This is a genomic window from Marinomonas sp. ATLA20 (genome assembly GCF_057180105.1).
In genome coordinates this window covers 36,793-55,360 of sequence record NZ_JBXUKU010000004.1, presented here as the reverse complement: position 1 = coordinate 55,360, position 18,568 = coordinate 36,793, and the positions used below count along the sequence as shown (strand labels likewise).

Here is an 18,568-nt window from a genome sequence, read left to right as displayed (position 1 = left end):
ACTCAAAAATGGTCGGCTAAAAAGTCTGTGGTGGATTCTAACGAAAATCTGCTGAAATTCTTAGAGAAAAATATTAATTACTAAAATAGGGACTATCTATGAGTTTTCAAGCGCCTTACTGCTTTCATTTGCACAGGCAAAGCATTCAGGGTCCTGAGATAAACGCATCTCACGCCAACTGCCTTCATAACCATCAAATAACCTCAGCACGCCATGTTTCACTGTCCCGCAGCCGCTAGCCAACTTCAGCGCCTCAAGCGCCTGATACACGCCTAGCAAGCCCACCACAGGAGCGACAATGCCACTTTCGTTGCAACTGAGCTGCTGATCCGACAATGACGGATACAAACACTCGTAACAAGGTGTAGATTGCTGATGATATAAAAAGCTCACCAACTGCCCTTCCCAACGAATAGCAGCCGCACTGACCAATGGTTTTTTAAGAGACAAACACGCGCGATTGATAGCTTGCCTAGCGGTGAAATTATCGGTGCAGTCCAAAATAACGTCCACTTGCTCGACCGCTTTTAGTAAAGCAGCGTCCGCCAATTTATGCGTAATCACCTCTACTTTGACCGCCGAATTTTTGAGAGCAATTTGCTTCGCAGCAGCTTCCACCTTGTTCAGACCAACCTGACTCTCGTCATAAAGCACTTGGCGTGGCAAATTACTACTTTCTAATTGATCGCCATCCGCCAAAGTCAGATGACCAACACCAGACGTTGCCAAATAAGTAGCGGCAATATTGCCAAGCCCACCTAAACCAATAACCAACACTTTTGCTTGGGCAAGATTGAGCTGCCCCTGAATATCAAAATTGGGCAATAATAACTGACGACTATAACGATCTAACTCTAATTCGTTCATTTTCACCTTACTTTCTTGTTACTCATCCTGCCCGACTGGTCAATTCTTTGCTAAACTCGCTTTACTATCTTACCCACGAGCACCGATATGAAGTTTCCAGGCAGACGCAAACTTAAACATTACTTTCCAGTTTCTCAACCCAAGCCGGTTTTGCCTACATCGGAAGTTCGACCCGATAAAGACACCTACATCGTTGGCTTGGATGAAACCATCGTCGACGTGGTCGCCAATGTCTCTGATCAATTTCTAGAAACGTTTAACATCCAAAAAGGCTTATCAAATCTTGTCGACGCTGACACAGCCTCTGCTATTTACAGCGAGTTAACGGCACAAAACAGTATCTCAGATCATTTTGCCGGTGGCACTATTGGCAACACCATACACAACTATTCCGTGCTAGCCGATGATAAATCCGTTCTACTGGGCGTTATGTCAGCCAATATCACCTTAGGCTCACCAGCTTACCATTATATCTGCCATACCAGCAGCAAAGTCGATATGAATCACCTACAAGGCGTTCCTGGTGATATTGGCCGTGGTATTACGCTAATTACACCTGATGGCGAACGTACCTTTGCTATTGCGCCTGGCGACATGGATGAACTGGATGTAGACCACATCCCAGAGCACATAATAGCTGGCGGGGCAGCACTGGTAACTTGTGCTTACCCATTACGCCATCAAGGCAAACCTATCAAAAAAGCCATGCTAAAAGCCTTGGAATATGCTCACAATAATCAGGTCCCAACGGTTCTGACATTAGGCACCAAGCATCTAGTAGAAGAAAACAGAGACGAATTACTTGAGATCATCAAGAAACACGTTAATGTTTTAGCCATGAACGAACTGGAAGCCGAAGCATTAACAGGCTTATCTGATCCTTTGCAAGCCGCCAGTGCAATTCTAGATCATGTTGATATTGTTTTGCTGACAGCAGGTCCTGATGGCATGTATTTATGCGGCCATACCGATGACGAGCTAAAACGCGAAACCACCAATCCGATTAAATCTGGCAGCTTGGCCGACTTCAACCGTTGGGAGTTCAGCCGACCAATGCTGCGAGAAGCCTGTAAACAACCGGTAAAAGTCTTTTCTCACATCGATCCTTACATGGGTGGGCCTGAAAAAATCCGCAACACCAATGGCGCGGGTGATGGCGCCCTATCCGCCTTGCTACATGACATTTCGGCAAACCACTTTCACAAAGAGGTGATTCCAAACTCTAGCAAGCATTTAGCACCGTTTTTGGCTTACTCTTCTTTTGCACAGATCTGTAAATACTCCAACCGCGTGAGTTACGAAATACTTGCTCAAAATGCATCTCGTTTATCGAAGGGATTGCCAGAGCGAGAAGACAGCTTAGAAGAAGCTTACTGGGAAAGGTAAGCTTCAATACACTTTCTCTTCTACACAAATTTTAGACATAAAAAAACCATGTTCAACGACATGGTTTTTTTCTATGCTCACTCAATAAAAGAGACGCTCAAAAAGAATTTACTCGCTTAACTCATCGCTTCGATGCCAAGTGCATCATTGCGTTCAAACATACGGTTAAGCTCAAGCAAAATAACCAACTCTTCTTCTTTCTGATAAACACCTTGAATGAACTTCAATGCTTCATCGTTACCAACGCTAGGGCTTTGCTCAATCTCGCCTTGGTATAAATAGAATACTTCTTGTACCGCATCAACCAGCAAACCTACCTGCTCACCATCATGTTCAATGATAATGATACGAGTATCATCCGTTATAGTGCACTCAGGCAAACTAAAGCGAACACGAGTGTCAACAACGGTCACGACGTTACCACGTAAATTAACAATACCTAAAACATAAGAAGGCGCACCTGGGACCGGAGCGATTTCGCTATAACGTAGCACTTCTTTAATCTGCATGACGTTAATACCGTAGGTCTCGTCAATCAGTTTAAAAGTTAAGTACTGTAACAACTCGCCTTTATTCGATTCAGATAAGGCTTTCCCATTTTCTTTAATAGGTGCTAATTCAGACATGGCTCACATCCATATTCAATTTAATAAGATTAATGTAGAACTCATCACAAGCTTTGTCTAGTTTAAACGAGCCGTGATGAGTCTACGAGCAAAGTTAAGTAACAATTAGTTGTCTTGTTGTATCCCAACTATTGTCCAATTTCCATTTGCATCAGACATGTTCTTTTCCAAATGCCAAATTTCATTGGTTTCGGAAGTCTGATCACCTTCTTTGATCCAGCCAGAGAACTGCAAAGAAATAGAAGCGATAGAGCCTACATACTCACCACGAACAAGCTCAGCCATCAAAGAGATAACTTCGGTACGAGGTTTATTATCGCCATGTGTCGCGCGCTCAGTAACCAAAAGGTTGTAAAGCTCAGGGCTCACATAATCAAGAATTTCATCAAAATTATTGTCATCCCATGCTTTTTGCAGAGTGATGTAATGATTTTTTGCTTCAGCAACAAACGCCTGCTCGTTAAAGCCTGGTGGAAGTTTGATCTCTGGGTGAGCCCCAAAGCCACTCATGCCAGACATTGGCGAAGGCTGAAAATTGTCGCGTGTTGAGTTCGGCATTTCGCGGAACATACCATTTGCACCACTGGCTTGAGCCTGTGCTGCACGGCGTTTTGGTGCGATAAAGAACTTGTAGATCAAGAAACCAATCACAGCAAACAGCAAGATATCGCCGAAAGAAATACCATCAAACGCACCACTTCCTAGCAAGGCAGCAAATATCCCACCAGCTAACAAGCCACCTAACAAACCGCCGCCCATACCACCTAAAAACCCAGGTTTTTTAGCGCCAGCCGCAGCGTTCGTCGTACTAGAAGAATTCGCTGTTGTACTTTTAGATTTGGATATAGAAAAACTTTTACCAAAGCTTTTACCACCACCAAACTTTTTCGCTTGGACATCAGCACTGTAACCGCCAGCACCAATCGCCAAAACAAATGCCATTAACATGGCAAATACTGTTGTTTTCACAAAACTCTCCTTTATTTAAAGTTGACCAAACCAACGGCATTGCGTAAGTCTGAAATCAGTCCACGTGCACGAGCACGTGCTTTTTCCGCGCCTGCTTGTAACACTTCTTCTACATGAGCGGGATTAGCAATTAACTCTAAGTACTTTTCACGTGGTTCAGATAGTTGACCATTAACCAAAGCAAAAAGTTCCTTCTTCGCTTCCCCCCATGCAATGCCTTCAGCATAATTCTGGCGCATTTGCGCTGTTTGTTCTGGTGTTGCGAACGCTTTATAAATATCAAATACAACAGAATCTTCAGGGTCTTTCACTTCACCTGGTTCTAACAAGTTTGTTTTGATCTTATTAATACCTTTTTGCAGTTTCTTTTCGGTATCAAATAATGGAATCGTATTGTTGTAGCTCTTACTCATTTTACGACCGTCTAAGCCTTTCAGAATAGAACCTTCTTCACCAACAACCGCTTCAGGCAATACAAAGTGCTCACCAAATAAATGGTTAAAACGACCCGCAATGTCACGTGCCATTTCGATATGTTGAATTTGGTCACGACCAACTGGCACTTTATGCGCGTTAAACGCCAAAATATCCGCTGCCATTAATACTGGGTAGCAAAACAAACCCATGGTAATACCAAAATCTGGGTCTTGCTCATTGGCAAGGTTTTCGTCCACTGCGCCTTTATAAGCATGGGCGCGGTTCATCAGACCTTTTGCAGTTACACAAGTCAGTAACCAATTCAACTCGGCGATTTCAGGAATATCAGATTGACGGTAGAAAGTTGCTTTGTCAGTATCTAAGCCACACGCTAGCCAAGTCGCCGCGATTTCTAAACGAGACTGTTTCACACGTTCTGGATCCTGACACTTGATCAACGCATGATAGTCCGCAAGAAAGAAGTAAGATTCCGTATTTTCTTGACGGCTTGCTTCGATCGCAGGACGAATTGCCCCCACATAGTTTCCTAGGTGTGGAGTGCCTGTGGTGGTAACACCGGTTAAAACAATTTCTTTTGCCATTGCTGCTACTCTTTCCTACTTTACATAATGTCGAAATTTGAAATTTTATAGTGTTGAAATGCCGCTTACCCTAACATAAAAAAATCACATCAAGAATCGCACATCAAGATTATTTATTCCTATATTCAATATCTTATCCATAATGGATCCGAATAATTAAATATCAATGCCAAAGCTCTCCGATAAGGCCAGAATCACGCTGAATACGCGCACTGCTTGCTGCCCGAATTAATCCGCTCGATCCCCATAAACTAAAAGACTTTTTCGCCCGAGTAATGCCAGTGTAAAGCAGCTCTTTGGTCAAGACTGGCGATGGCGTCAGAGGCAACAGCAAAGCAACTTGATCAAACTCAGAGCCTTGGGATTTATGTACTGTCATTGCAAACACCACTTCAAATTCACTCAAACGACTCGGCAGCAAGCCGGTAAAAGAGCCATCAGGCTGCATAAACCAGACACGAAGACGCTGAAACTCATCAGGCATACAAAGACCGATGTCACCGTTGAACAAGCCCAAGGCGGCATCATTTCGGGTTAGCATCACCGCTTTTCCTGGATACCAAACATGCGGATCCTTTACTCGTCCACGTTGATAGAAATACTGTTCCAGCTGAGCATTGATCTTCTCGACGCCAAACTCACCTTGGCGCACAGCGGTCAAAATCTGATAACGGGAAAACACCTCATAGAGCTTGGTAATATCTAAATTCTGACGCACCGCCTCCCAATAGTCATCATACCCTTTGGCAAGAGTCGCAATGTCTGCTTTGGTTTGCCCTTCTTCTGGTGCTCGCCACTCTACATCTGTGTAATTAGACTCAAGGCAACGCAACACGGCAGAGCTGTCACCAGCGTTCATTGCTTTTGCTAAGTGTCCGATGCCACTATTCTCATCAAAGCGATAACTAGTACGCAATAAGGTTAACGCGCGACTCATTGGCGGTGCCGACGGATTACCAAACGGCGCCAGATTCTCTCCGGTTAGATGAGCGAGGCGACCCGCCCACTCTGGTTGAAAGTAGACCTCTTCGATGCCGTAAGATAAATCCCCTAACACACTGCCCGCTTCTACCGAGGCGAGTTGATCTTTATCACCTAATAAAATCAGTCGTGCATGAGTTGGCATGGCATCAATCAACTTTGCCATCATGGGCAAATCCACCATGGACACTTCGTCCACCAGCAACACATCCAAATGCAAAGGATTTTCTTTATTGTGCTTAAATCGACTGCGCCCAAAGTCACTGCCTAATAAGCGATGCAAAGTGCTGGCTTGTTCTGGAATAGCAAGTTTAATGTCATCGCTTAATGGCAAATCCGCCTTAGCTTTTGAGATGGATTCCGTCAGCCGCGCCGCCGCTTTACCGGTTGGTGCGGCCAGCTCGATACGTAACAGCTTTCCTTCAGCGAGCGATTGAGCCACCAACAAGGCTAACAAGCGTGTCACAGTGGTTGTCTTACCGGTTCCGGGGCCACCGCTGATCACAGAGAAAGGCAAGCTTGCCGCATTGGCGACCGCGACTTTTTGCCAATCCACCGTATCGGATTGGTTGGGGAAAAGTTGTGCTAACAAACCTGCGTCGACAGCAAAAGGCGCAACAGAAAATTGACCTTTAAGATAATTCAGCACCTGTTGTTCATATTGAAAATAACGATACAAATACAAACGCGTGCCTGCCAACACCATTGGCCGTTCAGATAAATTTGTCGCAGAAGACACCAGACGACTTGCTTGCAGAGATTCGCACCAAGCAGAAACACTGTTTACGCCGCTATGATGTAATGCCGTTCGTAACTCGTCTAACTCCACACCTTCTGGCGGACTTTGCCAAATGGTCGCTAGATCGATACAAATATGCCCTGCGCCAAGATACGCACTGCACAAAGCGCCAGCGATATGAACCGCGCTATTTTTTTCATCTGGCCTGCCCTCTTTGGCATGTTGCGCCAGCTGCTCAACCCACTGGCAATCAATCGCTCTTAACACGCCCTTGGCTTGCCAAGTAGACAAACTGAATGGCGTGGATACAGGGGAGTTTTCCTCGAGCCTTGTTTCATTAAGAGAGTCAAGCAAACCTAGCTGATTAGAAAAGTCCATATTGTACCGCCTCGTGATTTTCTGGCTTATCACTTTCGCCGCTAAACAATTTGTCTAAAGCGGTAACATGTTCAAAGGTTAAGCGGCTATGGAATACACCGGTTTGTTGTTCTGGCTGCATACCACGGAGAAACAAATACACCACACCACCAACATGTTTTTCGTAATCGTAATTTGGCAAGCGCTGCTTTAACAGACGATGCAACGCCAAGGTATAAAGCTGATATTGCAAATCGTACCTGTGCTCAGCAATGGCATGAACCAATTTTTCTGGCTCATAATCAGCAAAGTCGTCGCCCAAATAGTTCGACTTATAATCCAACACGTAATAGCGACCTTGATATTCGAACAGCAAATCGATAAAGCCTTTTAGCATGCCTTTTAACGGACGATCCTGAATCATAGGCGCAACACGAGACACCTCATCGTGTTCGCGAGAAATACGATCCAATTGCAAAGCATTCATGCCCGTCACCGGAATAAAAAACTCCATTTCCTTACGACAAGCTGATGGCGCCAAACTTCCTAAACTCATTCCCGCCATTAGCTCAGTATTGACGATGTCTGGCAGCCATTCGCTCAATACATCTTGCCATTCATCAAAACCCTGACGCTCGTAAAAATCAGCCATTAACTTATGGTGACTGGTTTTTAATAAGTCGTTAAAGCTCGGGTTGCTCGACACATCATGAAGCGCTTTGCCTTCCAATGTGTCATGCAAGAATGTTCCCGGCTTGGCGCCTTTGGGGAAAGTGAAGCGATTTTGCTCTGGCGCTTCTTGACTGTCTTTTACATCAACGTCTTCCGCCAATGGATCAAGCAAGCGTGTGGTTTCATCCAAGCCAGGCACACTTTCGTCGTGTTGCTCTTTGTCTTCTACCACCAGCGAGGAATAACTTCCCACCCACCAATCTCGTTCCACGCGTCCAGTAAAGGTTCTTGCATGAGGCTCGGTCAATTGCGCCTGTGCCATCTTAAAGCGCGGCAAACGCGGTGGTTCCTCGGGCAATTCCAGCAAGCCCATTTGCCCATCTTGATAACGCTCACAAAGACGTTCGATACTTGGGTACAAATCCCCTGCCTCAAGCGCCTCACCTTCACCAATCAAGGCCCCAACACCGCTAAGGTGAACATCTGACACAGCGCCACGAGACTTATTCGAGCTTTTGCCCACTTCCATCGAGCCAATAAAACACGCCTCTTTAGAACGAGTTAACGCCACATAAGCCAAGCGAATTTCCGCCGCGTAGAGTTCTTCTTTATGAAGCTCGGTTTGCGTTTCATCGGGATCAATAGCAATCCACAATTGCTGTTGCGCATCGTGATACAAAGCCGATTTTTCTTGATCTCGATACGGCGTAAAAGCAAATGGCAAATACACGATTGGGTATTCCAAGCCCTTACTTTTGTGAATGGTGACAATTCGTACCAGTTCCGCATCCGTTTCGAGGCGGATCTTTTGTTCGTCACTGTTGCCATTCGGATTTTGAATCGCCAACCTGAGGTAACGTAAAATCCCTTCTTTAGAATCCAACTCAAGGGATTTTTGCTGTAACTTTTCGGTTAAATGCAAAAAGTCGGTTAAGCGGCGCTCGCCACCGGTATGGCTTAGCATGTTCGCCGCCAACGCCACGTCCTGCATAAACTCACGCAACATGGGTAACAAGCCTTGTTTGTCCCAGATTTCTAGATAATCACGGAAAGCTTGTCCCCACTTTTCGTACACCACGTCGTCGTGATTCAGTGTATCCAAGTCTTCTAGTGACCAATCTACCAAGCTGGTTGCCAAGGCGGAGCGCAGTTTACTTTCTTGTCCATTGGATAAAATCGCCGTCAGCACGATCAATAGCTCTCGCGACTCGACGGTTTCGAACACCGAACCTTTGTCGCTCAAATACACACTGGCAATGCCACGCTGACGCAATGCGTCTTTTAATGCATTGGCTTGACTAAAGTTGGTTACCAACAAGGCGACGTCTTTTGGCCGCACGCCTTTGCCATCAAGCAACGTCTGTCCTTGCTGGCCTTCCAGTAAGATTTCATGGAGATGCGCTGCGCAAGATTCCGCCAGGGTTTGACGATATTCTTTTGCCGACACGGGCTCATCACTGCGTTGATACAAAAACTGCAACGCGGCTTGGGTTTGACCTTGTCGAGAAAAACCACTTGCAACGCCACGGTCTTGCACTTCCACGAAAGGAATCCCCGCCACTCGAAAGGGTTCCGCTTGCGTAGTAAAAAGCCCATTAACAGACTGAATCATGGCCGCAGAAGAGCGATAATTGGTCGCCAAAGAGTACACAGCATCGACACGTTTTTTGGCCGCCAAATAGGTATAAATATCCGCGCCACGAAAGGCATAAATTGCCTGTTTAGGGTCGCCGATCATGATCAAGCCAAGCGTATTTTGGTCCACTTGCGCTGACGCATAAATCGTCGAGAAAATCCGATATTGCACCGCATCCGTGTCTTGGAACTCATCGATCAGAGCAATCGGATAAAGATGACGAATGCGTTCGGCTAATTTACCCGCTTCATCTTGCGTTAGCGCCACATCGAGAGAGGTCAGCAAGTCTGTGAACGTCAGAGATTGTGTGCTGCGCTTCCAGCGTTTCATGCGCTCTTGAGTTTGTTGCCAAAGTTGAGTCAGCAATACCGCTTTTAATCGCCCCGCATCAGGAAAGCTTTCCCGCAAAGACTGCACCAAGCCAAAAAATTCGTGCGCAGGCAAATCGCCACCTTTACTCAATCGGCTAGCGTGCTCGTTGGTATCAAATTTTTCGAGGCTTTTGTCTAATTCAAAACGCGAGGAACGCGCCCATTGCGTCATAGCCTCAATATCTTTCGAGGGGTCTTTGCGCCAAAAAGTGCGCTTAATACCGCTGCGCTCAAGAGCATCAATAATATCTTGCGACTGACTCAACCACATGGCGCGCACCGCCGCCATGGTTTCTTGTGCCTGACTTAACGCACTTTCCCAGTCGTAATCTGGTACGGCGATTTTGGCGTCAGGCTGATTGTTCAGTAAATATAAGTCTTTCAACAAGGCGTCTGGATTCGACCAAATCGGCTGAATCAAGGCGGCTTTGGTGTCGTCCATTGGATAAAACACACTACGCCAAACGTCTTTCACTGCCATAGACAATGGCGCCAGCTCATCGGTCTCAATGGTTTGTTGGAACAACATGCGGCTTTCAAATGCATTCTGGCTCAGCATGCGCTGACAAAAGCCATGGATAGTAAACACCGCTGCTTCGTCCATTTGCTTTTCGGCATACAGCAATTTTTCAATAGCGCCAGCACGTTGTTCGGCTGACATTTGCGCCATCCAATCCGCCAGAAATACATCGCTGCTTTCGCCCTGCAATAAGGCTTTTCGCGCCGCTCGTATGCGCCCACGAATTCGGGCTTTTAGCTCGGCAGTAGCGGCTTCGGTAAAGGTCACCACTAATATTTGGTCAACTGTCAGCGGTTTATTCAGATCACTATTTTGTCCAGTAGGCACCAGCAAGCGCAAATATAAGTTGGCAATGGTGTAGGTTTTCCCAGTACCCGCGCTGGCCTCAATTAAGCGTTTGCCAAACAAAGGGAAGGTTAAGGCGTTGAGCGGCTCAGGAATCATATTCAAGGCTTCTGCATTAAAGGCAAGCTGATCAACAGAAACGGGCTCGTTAGAAAGACTCATTCCATCACCTCCAAATGACGATGCATGGGCAACCAGATTTGCTCACACAAGGCGACAAATTGTTCCTTTTGGCGATTTAGATCAGGGAAATAACGCTGCCAATAAGCATCGTCCACCTCACTGCGAGTAAAAGCGCTGCTGTTGTCTTGGTACAGCTTCACTGCTTGCTCCCAAGCGATATCCGCATCTTCTTGCGCTTTGCTCGAACAATAGCTTTTACACCAGGCATCAGCGCTTTTGGCCGGTAAGGCAATCGGCTGACACAAGCCTTGCTGCAATAACGCCAGCATAGTGTTGAGATATTCTTGAGCATCCTTTGGCGGGATAAGGATAAAACTGTGCTGTAGCAATTTACCCGTTTTGCTCAGATTAATAAGATGATGCTGCTTGGGCGTACCTTGAGCACACAAAGCTAAATGCTCAATCCACGCCTGCATTTTTTGATGGGCGGATAGATCGCCAATGCGATAAGACAAGCGTGTCGTCGCCGTCGGCAAATCCAACCAAGCTTGCAAAACAATACTGCCAAGAGCCAAGTTCACTTCAATCGGTTCGCACTCTTCCAATACATAACCTTGCAACACAGAAAAAAGCTGCTGACATTGACCACGACTCTGCTGCAAAGACAAGCGACCCAGCGCGCCATAAGGTAACGCGCCCATCAAAGATAAACGCTCAACAAACTGGTCATCATCGCCTTTTAGCATGGCTTGTAGCAAACCTTCGCGTAATTGATAACCCGCCAAGCCATCCAGCGCAAAAGGCTCGTCTTCTTTCTCTTCCTCTTCTTGCAGACTCAAATAGGCTTTTAATCGACGCTGGGTGAAGTAACGCGTCGGATGGCCAATAAAACGCGACAATTCATCAAGGGCAAGCTCTAACCTTGGCTGCTCCAAACCATCCAGCGGTGAAAACTCGTAATGCTCATCGTCCACAGGCACACTCAACAAGGCTGGCAACCATTGTTCGTCATAGCTGTACAAGCGTTTATCAAATGCCTGCGAATTAGCTTCCAAAGACGGCTGAGACGAATAATACGCCGCGTTAAATGGCTGCAATGGATGTTCGAGAATCAGTTTGTCTAACAAGGCTTTCTGCGCGTCGTCTGGCACTAATGCTTGATCACCTTCAAACACGCAACTCTGTCCGATGTATTCCAGCAATTCACTTACTAAGATAGACGGATTTTTCTCGCTGTTGTCTTGAATACTGCGACCCACATAACTGATATAGAAACAATCTCGGGCAGACATTAGAGCTTCAAGGAACAAGTATTTATCGTCTTCCCGTCGGCTTCGGTCACCACTGCGATATTGCCCAACCATCAGGTCAAAGCCCATCGGCGCAACACTGCGAGGATAATCCCCTTCGTTTAAACCCAAAACACAGATAACTTTAAACGGCACAGAACGCATAGGCATCAAGGTACAAAAGTTCACTCGGCCTGCTAAGAAGCGCTGACCGCCTTGAGATTCTTGCAACAAAGGCGATAACAACTGGCGGATCACTTGCTGATCCAATGGGGCATCAAAATGCGCTTGCTGCCATTGCAGGGTCAGCGCATCAAGCTGTTTAGTCAGTAAGATCTGAAAGGCATCGTCTTCTTCCAATAAGAAGAAACGCTCTGCTAAATAATACAGAGTCGAAATCCATTCTTTCGGCGCGAGCGATTCCATCAATTTCGCTTGAGCATCGTTAATGGCGACCAAGAACTCCGCCAGTTTACCCGCCACCGACGCTTCTAAACCTTCTACATCGCCGTAACTTAAGGTGCCCTCCCAAATATGGTCGTGACCCATGGCGTAACCCAACAACATGCGACGCACGCCATTAAGCCAAGTATGAGATTCTTGTATTGGCAGATCATGTTGCTGCGCGGTTTTACCATCCAATCCCCAGCGAATACCCACTTCAGTCGACCATTGACGAATTCGCTCTAACTCATCAGCGGTCAATTCAAAACGCGCCAACACCGCAGGCACTTCTAATACGCTGATCAATTCGGACAAGGTGAAACGACTTTCGCCTAAACCAAGCAAATACAAATAGGCGTCAACAATCGGGTTTTCCATGCCGCCAGATTGATCTATCAAGGCAAAGGGAATCTGCTTTGATCTTCCGAAGACAGCCTTAACAAAAGGGCTGTAAGTATTCACATCGGGCAACATGACGATGACGTCTTTTGGCGTCAGGCTCGGATCGCTCTCGAACATTTGCAAAAGCTGATCATGTAAAACCTCCACTTCCCGCAATGGACTGTGGCAACGATGAACACGAATACTTTGATCATCGGCAGCAACAGGATGCCGGTAATCAGCGCTGGCAATGCTGGCGTCTCGTTCTTGTTTCGAACCATGATTTTCTAAAGTCAGCACGTCTTGCTGAATCCATTGCAACATACCGCTCGATTGCTCGGTGCGACTTGGTTGATCGCTCAGATAATCTTCAAAAACTTCCAACTCGTTGTCAGCCATTTCTTGTAGCTGCGCAATATAGTCTCGACCTAACCGCCCCCAGCTCGCTAGTAGCGGATTGGCATCCAAATGCAATGTGTCCGTACTCAATCCTGGTTTGAGGGTTTGCCGTTTTATTTCTCGACCTAAGTAATGTTTATCAACCACATCGCCCCAGTAAAAACGGCAAGGGTTCTGCAAAAACAAATGCACATCAATCCAGCCAGAAGCGGCCAGCACGCGAAGAGACTCAAGCGTATTCGGCGGCAAAGAAGACACACCAAAAATAAAGATTCGCTCTGGCACGCCAACAGGCCGGGAAGAGGATTGTGTGGCGTCATGCAAGGCTTCAATCAGATTGCCTCGATGATAAAGCGAGGTTCCCTGCTGGCTCACATCGGCAACCAGATCTCGCCACAAAATGGCTTGCCAAGGTTGCTGCTCAAAGATGACTTTCAGCTTGGGATCTTGTGCTTCGCCACCTTCCCAAGATTTGATCCAATCCGGACGGTAAACCAAGTATTGATCGTAAATATCAGCAACGCTGCTGCATAACTGAAAGCGCCGAATTTGCGTATCGTCTTCTTCGAGATACCAACTCAGCGCCTGAAATTCTGGCTCGTTAAGACGAGTATCCAACAAGCGCATCAAGCGCCACACTAAGAAAGGTTTGTTAAATTCACTCTGCGCGGGAATATCGTCTAAGGTTTGCGAAAAAGTTTGCCAAACAAAGGTCGAAGGCAAAGGAAACACCAAGCCTGCGGCAATAGAATGCGACTCGGCCAAGAACATCTTCAGCCATTGCGCCATACCTGGGTTTTGTACCAAGATGGATTCATCATCAAACGGATTCTCTGGCGGCGAAACGGCCAGAATCTTCGCAAGCAACACGGCTAAATCTTCTAGACGGTTACCTGTGTAAAGTTGAAACATGCAAGAATCCTACGTGTTAGAAAGGAACTTAATAAAATACTAATAAGCCTAACCTTGGACGCAACAAAAAAGAAGAACTGAATACTTTAAATAAAGGGAATAAACAAGTGAATTGGTGGAGCCTAGCGGGATCGAACCGCTGACCTGTTCGCTGCCAGCGAACCGCTCTCCCAGCTGAGCTAAGGCCCCACAAAACGCTAAAGCGTAAGTAGACAGAATGTCCTGAGAATAGTTTTTTTCCAGTTACCCGTTATTGAAAAGTAATTGGTGGAGCCTAGCGGGATCGAACCGCTGACCTGTTCGCTGCCAGCGAACCGCTCTCCCAGCTGAGCTAAGGCCCCAAAAACAGGCGAGAATTTTATGGGCGCTTCCCCACTGTGTCAACCTTTTTACAAACCACTTAGCGTATTTTAAAGACATTAAAACAACAAAATCTAACACTTAAAGAGTTGTTATAACAAACCTACCTGTGTTTTGATAAATCTTAGTTTTCACAATACAAAGTAACAGCGCGACATGCCTTAATAAAATGAGAACCGTAATGATCGAATTTCCAACGGTGTTAGATGATCTAATGATGGCTCAACAACCAATACTCAAAAGAACAAAAGAAATTTTTGGGTACGAGTTGTTATTCCGTGGAAAGGACGCCCTAAACGCTAATATTTCTGATGGCGAAATTGCCACCAGCCAAGTATTAGTCAACTTGTGTATTGGCATTACTGAGCTAAAGTCACAACTAAGAAAACCTTTTTTTATTAATATGACAACAGATCTTATGTTGTCAGATGCTTTCTTCCCTATCGACCCTAACACTGTCTATATTGAAATCCTTGAGAGCCAAAAGATAACACCAGAATTTTTCGACGCTCTAAAAAGGTGGCGGTCTGCGGGCTATCGTTTTACCTTAGACGATTATCAGTTCACGGCCGAATACCAAGCACTCTTACCTTGGGTATCCATCGTCAAAATAGATGTTCTAGCCACTCCACCAGAACAATACAGCACTGAATTAGCGGAACTTAAATCACGCGGATTAATCTTACTCGCCGAAAAAGTGGAAGATTCCGCCATGTTTGAGCTTTGCAAAAGTCTCGGCTTTGATCTGTTTCAAGGCTATTTCTTGCAGCACCCAGAGCTCATCAAGGGTAAAAAAATTGACTCTGCAACACATGGCGCCATCGAGCTAGTCAATGCTTTGCAAAACAAAGACATTAGCATTGATACTATTGCAGATCTGGTTACTAAAAACCCTAAGTTGTCTTACCAACTCCTGCGAATCCTAAACAGCCCTGTATGTGGCGTTGCCAAAACCGTTGTTTCAATAAAAGAAGCCGTCATATTTCTTGGGTTAGTGCAATTAAAGAAATGGGCGTTACTTATTACATTGACTTCATCGACCAGCCAACCCAGCTCTTTGCTGAAGGTATTATTGACTCGTGGACGTTGCTGCCAACTGCTTGCTGAAAACAAAAAGTCAGCTTCCGCTGATTCCGCCTTCATGGTTGGACTCATGTCCGGTATAGACGCGGTTTTCAATATTGAAAAATCGGTTGTATTAAAGCAAATCGCCTTAGACAAAAATGTCTTGGAAGCCATTATGAATCAGACGGGTGAATTAGGCGCTTACTTATCACAAGCATTAAGCTTCGAAGAGCAAAAGTGGAACAGCATTCAGGCGATGAGTCCAGCAGAAAGGACAGTACTAAATAGAGCATTTTTAGACGCCATGCTTTGGTCTGAAGAGGTCATGCTGTCAATTAATTAAATTAAATGCATTATTTTTCGTTAAACGATTGACACCTATAGAAAAAAATATAGAATGCGTTTCACCTTTTTCAAGGCCAGTGTGGTGGAATTGGTAGACACGACGGATTCAAAATCCGTTGCCTTCGGGTGTGGCGGTTCGAGTCCGCCTACTGGTACCAACATTAAAAAAGCGCTTACTTCGGTAAGCGCTTTTTTTTGCTCTCGACTTTCACTCTCCGTTTAGAACGAAACCAATACCCACTAAAAATCAGTCTATTTTCTAGCAAGCATTGGCTCGATGAGAAGTGAAACGACAATCAAGAATTAATCGTCAAATCCATGCATAACATAATCTGGCAAGTCTTCTTCTTTCGGTATTGGTGTCGATGCCCCAGATTCATCAATTGCAACAAACTTAAACATACCTTCCGTTACTTTTTCGCGGTGACCAATACGACCACGACGAACCCAAGCTTCCACCAGAATGTTCATTGAAGTGCGACCAACGGATTCCACTCTAGTATAAACACCTAAAATATCACCTACCTTTACTGGTCGGATAAAACTCATGCCATCCAAGGCAACCGTCACTACACGAGATTGAGCACGCTGGCCCGCACAAATACCAGCAGCGATGTCCATTTGCGATACAACCCAACCACCAAAAATATCACCTGCTGGATTCGTATCTCCCGGCATAGCAACCGTCCTAGTCGTAAGACGACCCTTTGCCTTTTCTTCAAACTCTGACATAACGCTCTCTCAATTAATTATCTCGGCTTATTACGGAGGCAAGTGTATCTGTTTATCCAGTCAGAGGGTAACAACAAAATATTATCGCAAGCATTTAAAAAACTCATGACAGCACACCTAGACGATGAGTTATTTTGTTAACTCAGTCTCGTAATAAATTGCCGTACCTTTTACCTCTGCTGTTGGGAAAGAAAAGCTTGAACCAATAGAAGTTCCTAACCCACCAGAGCTATTAGCACTTATACCAACCCCTGTTCCCAAACGCCTGAAAGACAATTGGGAAACACCATCTAAAATAACACCGTTCGCGCCAACCTTAGCCGCTTGCTCTTTCAGCTCTTGAGTGGCTTTCTCTTTTCTAGACTCTTCCGTAAAACCACCATCACTGGATGCTCGCACCGTGCCAATCACTTTATAGTCAAACGCAGGCGCTTCCTCAAAGACCGTCACTTGCTCCACCTCAAGCTCTGGCATCTGCTGCCCTGTCACGACATGAGACCCAGTAGAACAACCAAGCAACAACACAGGTAACGCCAAAGCGCATAAGTATTTAATAGAATTGATCATCACAACACCTCACCTTAGAAGCTTAAATCATAACAGTGTTGCACAAATACCACGAAAGCAGATCGATAAAAGTGTGGATTTTAAACACAAAACAAAGAATAAACATGACAACCTAACTAACCCACAAGCCAACGGAGCCGTTATTGTCTATGCTCTAATCATAGCCATACAAAAGAAAGACAAAGAAAATAAAGAGGCACTTATGAGCGAATTAATCGAACAAGACATCTCCTGCCCTTACTGCGGCGAAAGCATCGACGTCGTGATAGAAGTACTGGATGAAAGCCAAGAATACATAGAAGACTGCCAAGTCTGCTGCCGACCGATCACCTTCAACATCGACACTGCCTTTGATGGATCAACCTCGGTGTCGGTTCACTCGGAAAATGAGACATATTGATTAATCAAAAAACGAAGTGAGAGAAATGTAGATAACGAAAAGCACAAAGGCAATAGATTCAAAACACAGGATATTCAAGAAAAGGAATTAGGCACTCTGATAAATTTCAGACATAAAAAAAGGCACCATAAATGGTGCCCGGGACCGGAATCGAACCGGTACGCTTATTCAGCGCAAGATTTTAAGTCTTGTGTGTCTACCAATTTCACCACCCGGGCATATCTGATTTTGGAGGCCGGAGTCGGAATCGAACCGGCGTTCACGGAGTTGCAGTCCGCTGCATGACCACTCTGCCATCCGGCCTTCTATCAGATTATCTTTTGATTGGAGCGGGAAACGAGGCTCGAACTCGCGACCCCAACCTTGGCAAGGTTGTGCTCTACCACTGAGCTATTCCCGCGTCTCAAAAGACGGTGCCTATTCTATGTATTTGAGCTTTCACGTCAAGGAAAAAATCCAAATAAATAACTAACTTAGGCACTTTTTTTAAATCTGTTTAGTTTTTGTTCGACTCTTTGGACATTAGCTCAGGCCACGCCGCTTTTAAATAAATATACATAGACCAAAGAGTTAGTAAGGCCGCAGCAATGAGCACCACCTCTCCCACATGAGCAACCATGGTATCTGGTCGACTTCCTAGCAAGATGAAAATCGCCAACATCTGCATGGTGGTTTTCAGTTTGCCAATATAAGAAACCGCCACACTGGCGCGCTTACCCATTTCTGCCATCCACTCGCGCAATGCCGAAATAACGATCTCGCGACCGACGATGACAGCACTGGCTAGCGTTAGCAATGGATTAGAGTAGCTGGCCACTAATAAGACCAAGGCAATCGATACCATCAGCTTATCGGCCACTGGATCAAAAAAAGCACCAAAGGGCGTCGTTTGGTCAAGCTTTCTTGCCAAGTAACCATCCAGCCAATCGGTAATGGCCGCCAAAGCAAAAATAATCGCACAGGTGTAATAGCGCCCTTCCCACGGCAAATAATAAATCACCACAAGAATTGGAATCATGAAGATCCGTACGGAAGTCAGTATATTTGGTATGTTCATGTTATT

13 protein-coding genes and 6 tRNA genes are annotated in these 18,568 nt (G+C 45.6%); 4 read left to right on the top strand and 15 right to left on the bottom strand.

Features of this window, described 5'->3' with window-relative positions:
- Nucleotides 1-96: 96 nt before the first annotated feature.
- On the bottom strand, nt 97-867 hold the full coding sequence (locus AC2A4J_RS08335; protein WP_484175843.1) for a HesA/MoeB/ThiF family protein: 771 nt from the start codon (nt 865-867) through the stop codon (nt 97-99).
- Between the two features lie 87 nt (nt 868-954).
- On the opposite strand from AC2A4J_RS08335, the gene AC2A4J_RS08330 reads away from it, so the two are divergent.
- On the top strand, nt 955-2,253 hold the full coding sequence (locus tag AC2A4J_RS08330) for an inosine/guanosine kinase (protein WP_484175634.1): 1,299 nt from the start codon (nt 955-957) through the stop codon (nt 2,251-2,253).
- 116 nt (nt 2,254-2,369) lie between these two features.
- On the opposite strand, the gene AC2A4J_RS08325 is transcribed toward AC2A4J_RS08330, so the two are convergent.
- The 8 genes from AC2A4J_RS08325 to AC2A4J_RS08290 all read right to left on the bottom strand — a co-directional run bounded on the left by AC2A4J_RS08325 (nt 2,370) and on the right by AC2A4J_RS08290 (nt 14,377).
- Complete coding sequence (locus tag AC2A4J_RS08325) at nt 2,370-2,879, bottom strand: chemotaxis protein CheW (RefSeq protein ID WP_175404901.1); 510 nt, start codon at nt 2,877-2,879, stop codon at nt 2,370-2,372.
- Nucleotides 2,880-2,984: 105 nt separating this feature from the next.
- Nucleotides 2,985-3,848 carry a Tim44 domain-containing protein gene (locus tag AC2A4J_RS08320; protein WP_255825750.1) on the bottom strand — a complete coding sequence of 288 codons (864 nt, stop codon included), beginning with the start codon at nt 3,846-3,848 and terminating at the stop codon, nt 2,985-2,987.
- A gap of 11 nt (nt 3,849-3,859) precedes the next feature.
- Nucleotides 3,860-4,867, bottom strand: coding sequence for a tryptophan--tRNA ligase (locus AC2A4J_RS08315; RefSeq protein WP_484175633.1), 1,008 nt, complete (start codon nt 4,865-4,867; stop codon nt 3,860-3,862).
- 163 nt (nt 4,868-5,030) lie between these two features.
- Nucleotides 5,031-6,965 (bottom strand): exodeoxyribonuclease V subunit alpha, encoded by a 1,935-nt coding sequence (gene recD / locus AC2A4J_RS08310; RefSeq protein ID WP_484175632.1) that lies wholly within the window; start codon nt 6,963-6,965, stop codon nt 5,031-5,033.
- On the bottom strand, nt 6,952-10,650 hold the full coding sequence (gene recB / locus AC2A4J_RS08305; protein WP_484175631.1) for an exodeoxyribonuclease V subunit beta: 3,699 nt from the start codon (nt 10,648-10,650) through the stop codon (nt 6,952-6,954). Before recB ends, recD begins: the two co-directional genes overlap by 14 nt.
- Nucleotides 10,647-14,036: an exodeoxyribonuclease V subunit gamma gene (recC, locus tag AC2A4J_RS08300; RefSeq protein WP_484175630.1), complete on the bottom strand. Its 3,390-nt coding sequence runs from the start codon at nt 14,034-14,036 to the stop codon at nt 10,647-10,649. Before recC ends, recB begins: the two co-directional genes overlap by 4 nt.
- Nucleotides 14,037-14,149: 113 nt before the next feature.
- Nucleotides 14,150-14,225: transfer RNA gene (locus tag AC2A4J_RS08295), tRNA-Ala, on the bottom strand.
- A gap of 76 nt (nt 14,226-14,301) precedes the next feature.
- Nucleotides 14,302-14,377, bottom strand: a tRNA-Ala gene (locus AC2A4J_RS08290).
- A 200-nt stretch (nt 14,378-14,577) separates the two neighbouring features.
- Between AC2A4J_RS08290 and AC2A4J_RS08285 the strand changes: the two genes are divergently transcribed.
- Nucleotides 14,578-15,804 (top strand): EAL and HDOD domain-containing protein, encoded by a 1,227-nt coding sequence (locus AC2A4J_RS08285; RefSeq protein ID WP_484175629.1) that lies wholly within the window; start codon nt 14,578-14,580, stop codon nt 15,802-15,804.
- A gap of 75 nt (nt 15,805-15,879) precedes the next feature.
- Nucleotides 15,880-15,964 (top strand) — tRNA-Leu (locus AC2A4J_RS08280).
- A gap of 145 nt (nt 15,965-16,109) precedes the next feature.
- On the opposite strand, the gene AC2A4J_RS08275 is transcribed toward AC2A4J_RS08280, so the two are convergent.
- Both AC2A4J_RS08275 and AC2A4J_RS08270 read right to left on the bottom strand, forming a co-directional pair.
- Entirely contained in the window at nt 16,110-16,538 is a 429-nt protein-coding gene (locus AC2A4J_RS08275; RefSeq protein ID WP_484175628.1) for an acyl-CoA thioesterase, read from the bottom strand.
- A gap of 129 nt (nt 16,539-16,667) precedes the next feature.
- Nucleotides 16,668-17,105: a hypothetical protein gene (locus AC2A4J_RS08270; protein WP_484175627.1), complete on the bottom strand. Its 438-nt coding sequence runs from the start codon at nt 17,103-17,105 to the stop codon at nt 16,668-16,670.
- Between the two features lie 202 nt (nt 17,106-17,307).
- On the opposite strand from AC2A4J_RS08270, the gene AC2A4J_RS08265 reads away from it, so the two are divergent.
- Entirely contained in the window at nt 17,308-17,505 is a 198-nt protein-coding gene (locus tag AC2A4J_RS08265; RefSeq protein WP_484175626.1) for a CPXCG motif-containing cysteine-rich protein, read from the top strand.
- Nucleotides 17,506-17,637: 132 nt separating this feature from the next.
- Here AC2A4J_RS08265 and AC2A4J_RS08260 read toward each other — a convergent pair.
- The 4 genes from AC2A4J_RS08260 to pgsA all read right to left on the bottom strand — a co-directional run bounded on the left by AC2A4J_RS08260 (nt 17,638) and on the right by pgsA (nt 18,562).
- Nucleotides 17,638-17,723, bottom strand: a tRNA-Leu gene (locus AC2A4J_RS08260).
- An 11-nt stretch (nt 17,724-17,734) separates the two neighbouring features.
- Nucleotides 17,735-17,808 (bottom strand) — tRNA-Cys (locus AC2A4J_RS08255).
- Nucleotides 17,809-17,830: 22 nt separating this feature from the next.
- Nucleotides 17,831-17,905: transfer RNA gene (locus tag AC2A4J_RS08250), tRNA-Gly, on the bottom strand.
- A gap of 96 nt (nt 17,906-18,001) precedes the next feature.
- Entirely contained in the window at nt 18,002-18,562 is a 561-nt protein-coding gene (pgsA, locus tag AC2A4J_RS08245) for a CDP-diacylglycerol--glycerol-3-phosphate 3-phosphatidyltransferase (RefSeq protein ID WP_255825759.1), read from the bottom strand.
- Between the last annotated feature and the right edge of the window lie 6 nt (nt 18,563-18,568).

Excerpts from the sequence above, each read along its gene's own strand:
- AC2A4J_RS08315 (WP_484175633.1), bottom strand. The coding sequence starts at position 4,867 with ATGGCAAAAGAAATTGTTTTAACCGGTGTTACCACCACAGGCACTCCA.
- AC2A4J_RS08270 (WP_484175627.1), bottom strand. The coding sequence starts at position 17,105 with ATGATCAATTCTATTAAATACTTATGCGCTTTGGCGTTACCTGTGTTG.
- AC2A4J_RS08285 (WP_484175629.1), top strand. The coding sequence starts at position 14,578 with ATGATCGAATTTCCAACGGTGTTAGATGATCTAATGATGGCTCAACAA.
- recC (WP_484175630.1), bottom strand. The coding sequence starts at position 14,036 with ATGTTTCAACTTTACACAGGTAACCGTCTAGAAGATTTAGCCGTGTTG.
- AC2A4J_RS08325 (WP_175404901.1), bottom strand. The coding sequence starts at position 2,879 with ATGTCTGAATTAGCACCTATTAAAGAAAATGGGAAAGCCTTATCTGAA.
- AC2A4J_RS08330 (WP_484175634.1), top strand. The coding sequence starts at position 955 with ATGAAGTTTCCAGGCAGACGCAAACTTAAACATTACTTTCCAGTTTCT.
- AC2A4J_RS08335 (WP_484175843.1), bottom strand. The coding sequence starts at position 867 with ATGAACGAATTAGAGTTAGATCGTTATAGTCGTCAGTTATTATTGCCC.
- AC2A4J_RS08265 (WP_484175626.1), top strand. The coding sequence starts at position 17,308 with ATGAGCGAATTAATCGAACAAGACATCTCCTGCCCTTACTGCGGCGAA.
- recB (WP_484175631.1), bottom strand. The coding sequence starts at position 10,650 with ATGAGTCTTTCTAACGAGCCCGTTTCTGTTGATCAGCTTGCCTTTAAT.
- recD (WP_484175632.1), bottom strand. The coding sequence starts at position 6,965 with ATGGACTTTTCTAATCAGCTAGGTTTGCTTGACTCTCTTAATGAAACA.
- pgsA (WP_255825759.1), bottom strand. The coding sequence starts at position 18,562 with ATGAACATACCAAATATACTGACTTCCGTACGGATCTTCATGATTCCA.
- AC2A4J_RS08275 (WP_484175628.1), bottom strand. The coding sequence starts at position 16,538 with ATGTCAGAGTTTGAAGAAAAGGCAAAGGGTCGTCTTACGACTAGGACG.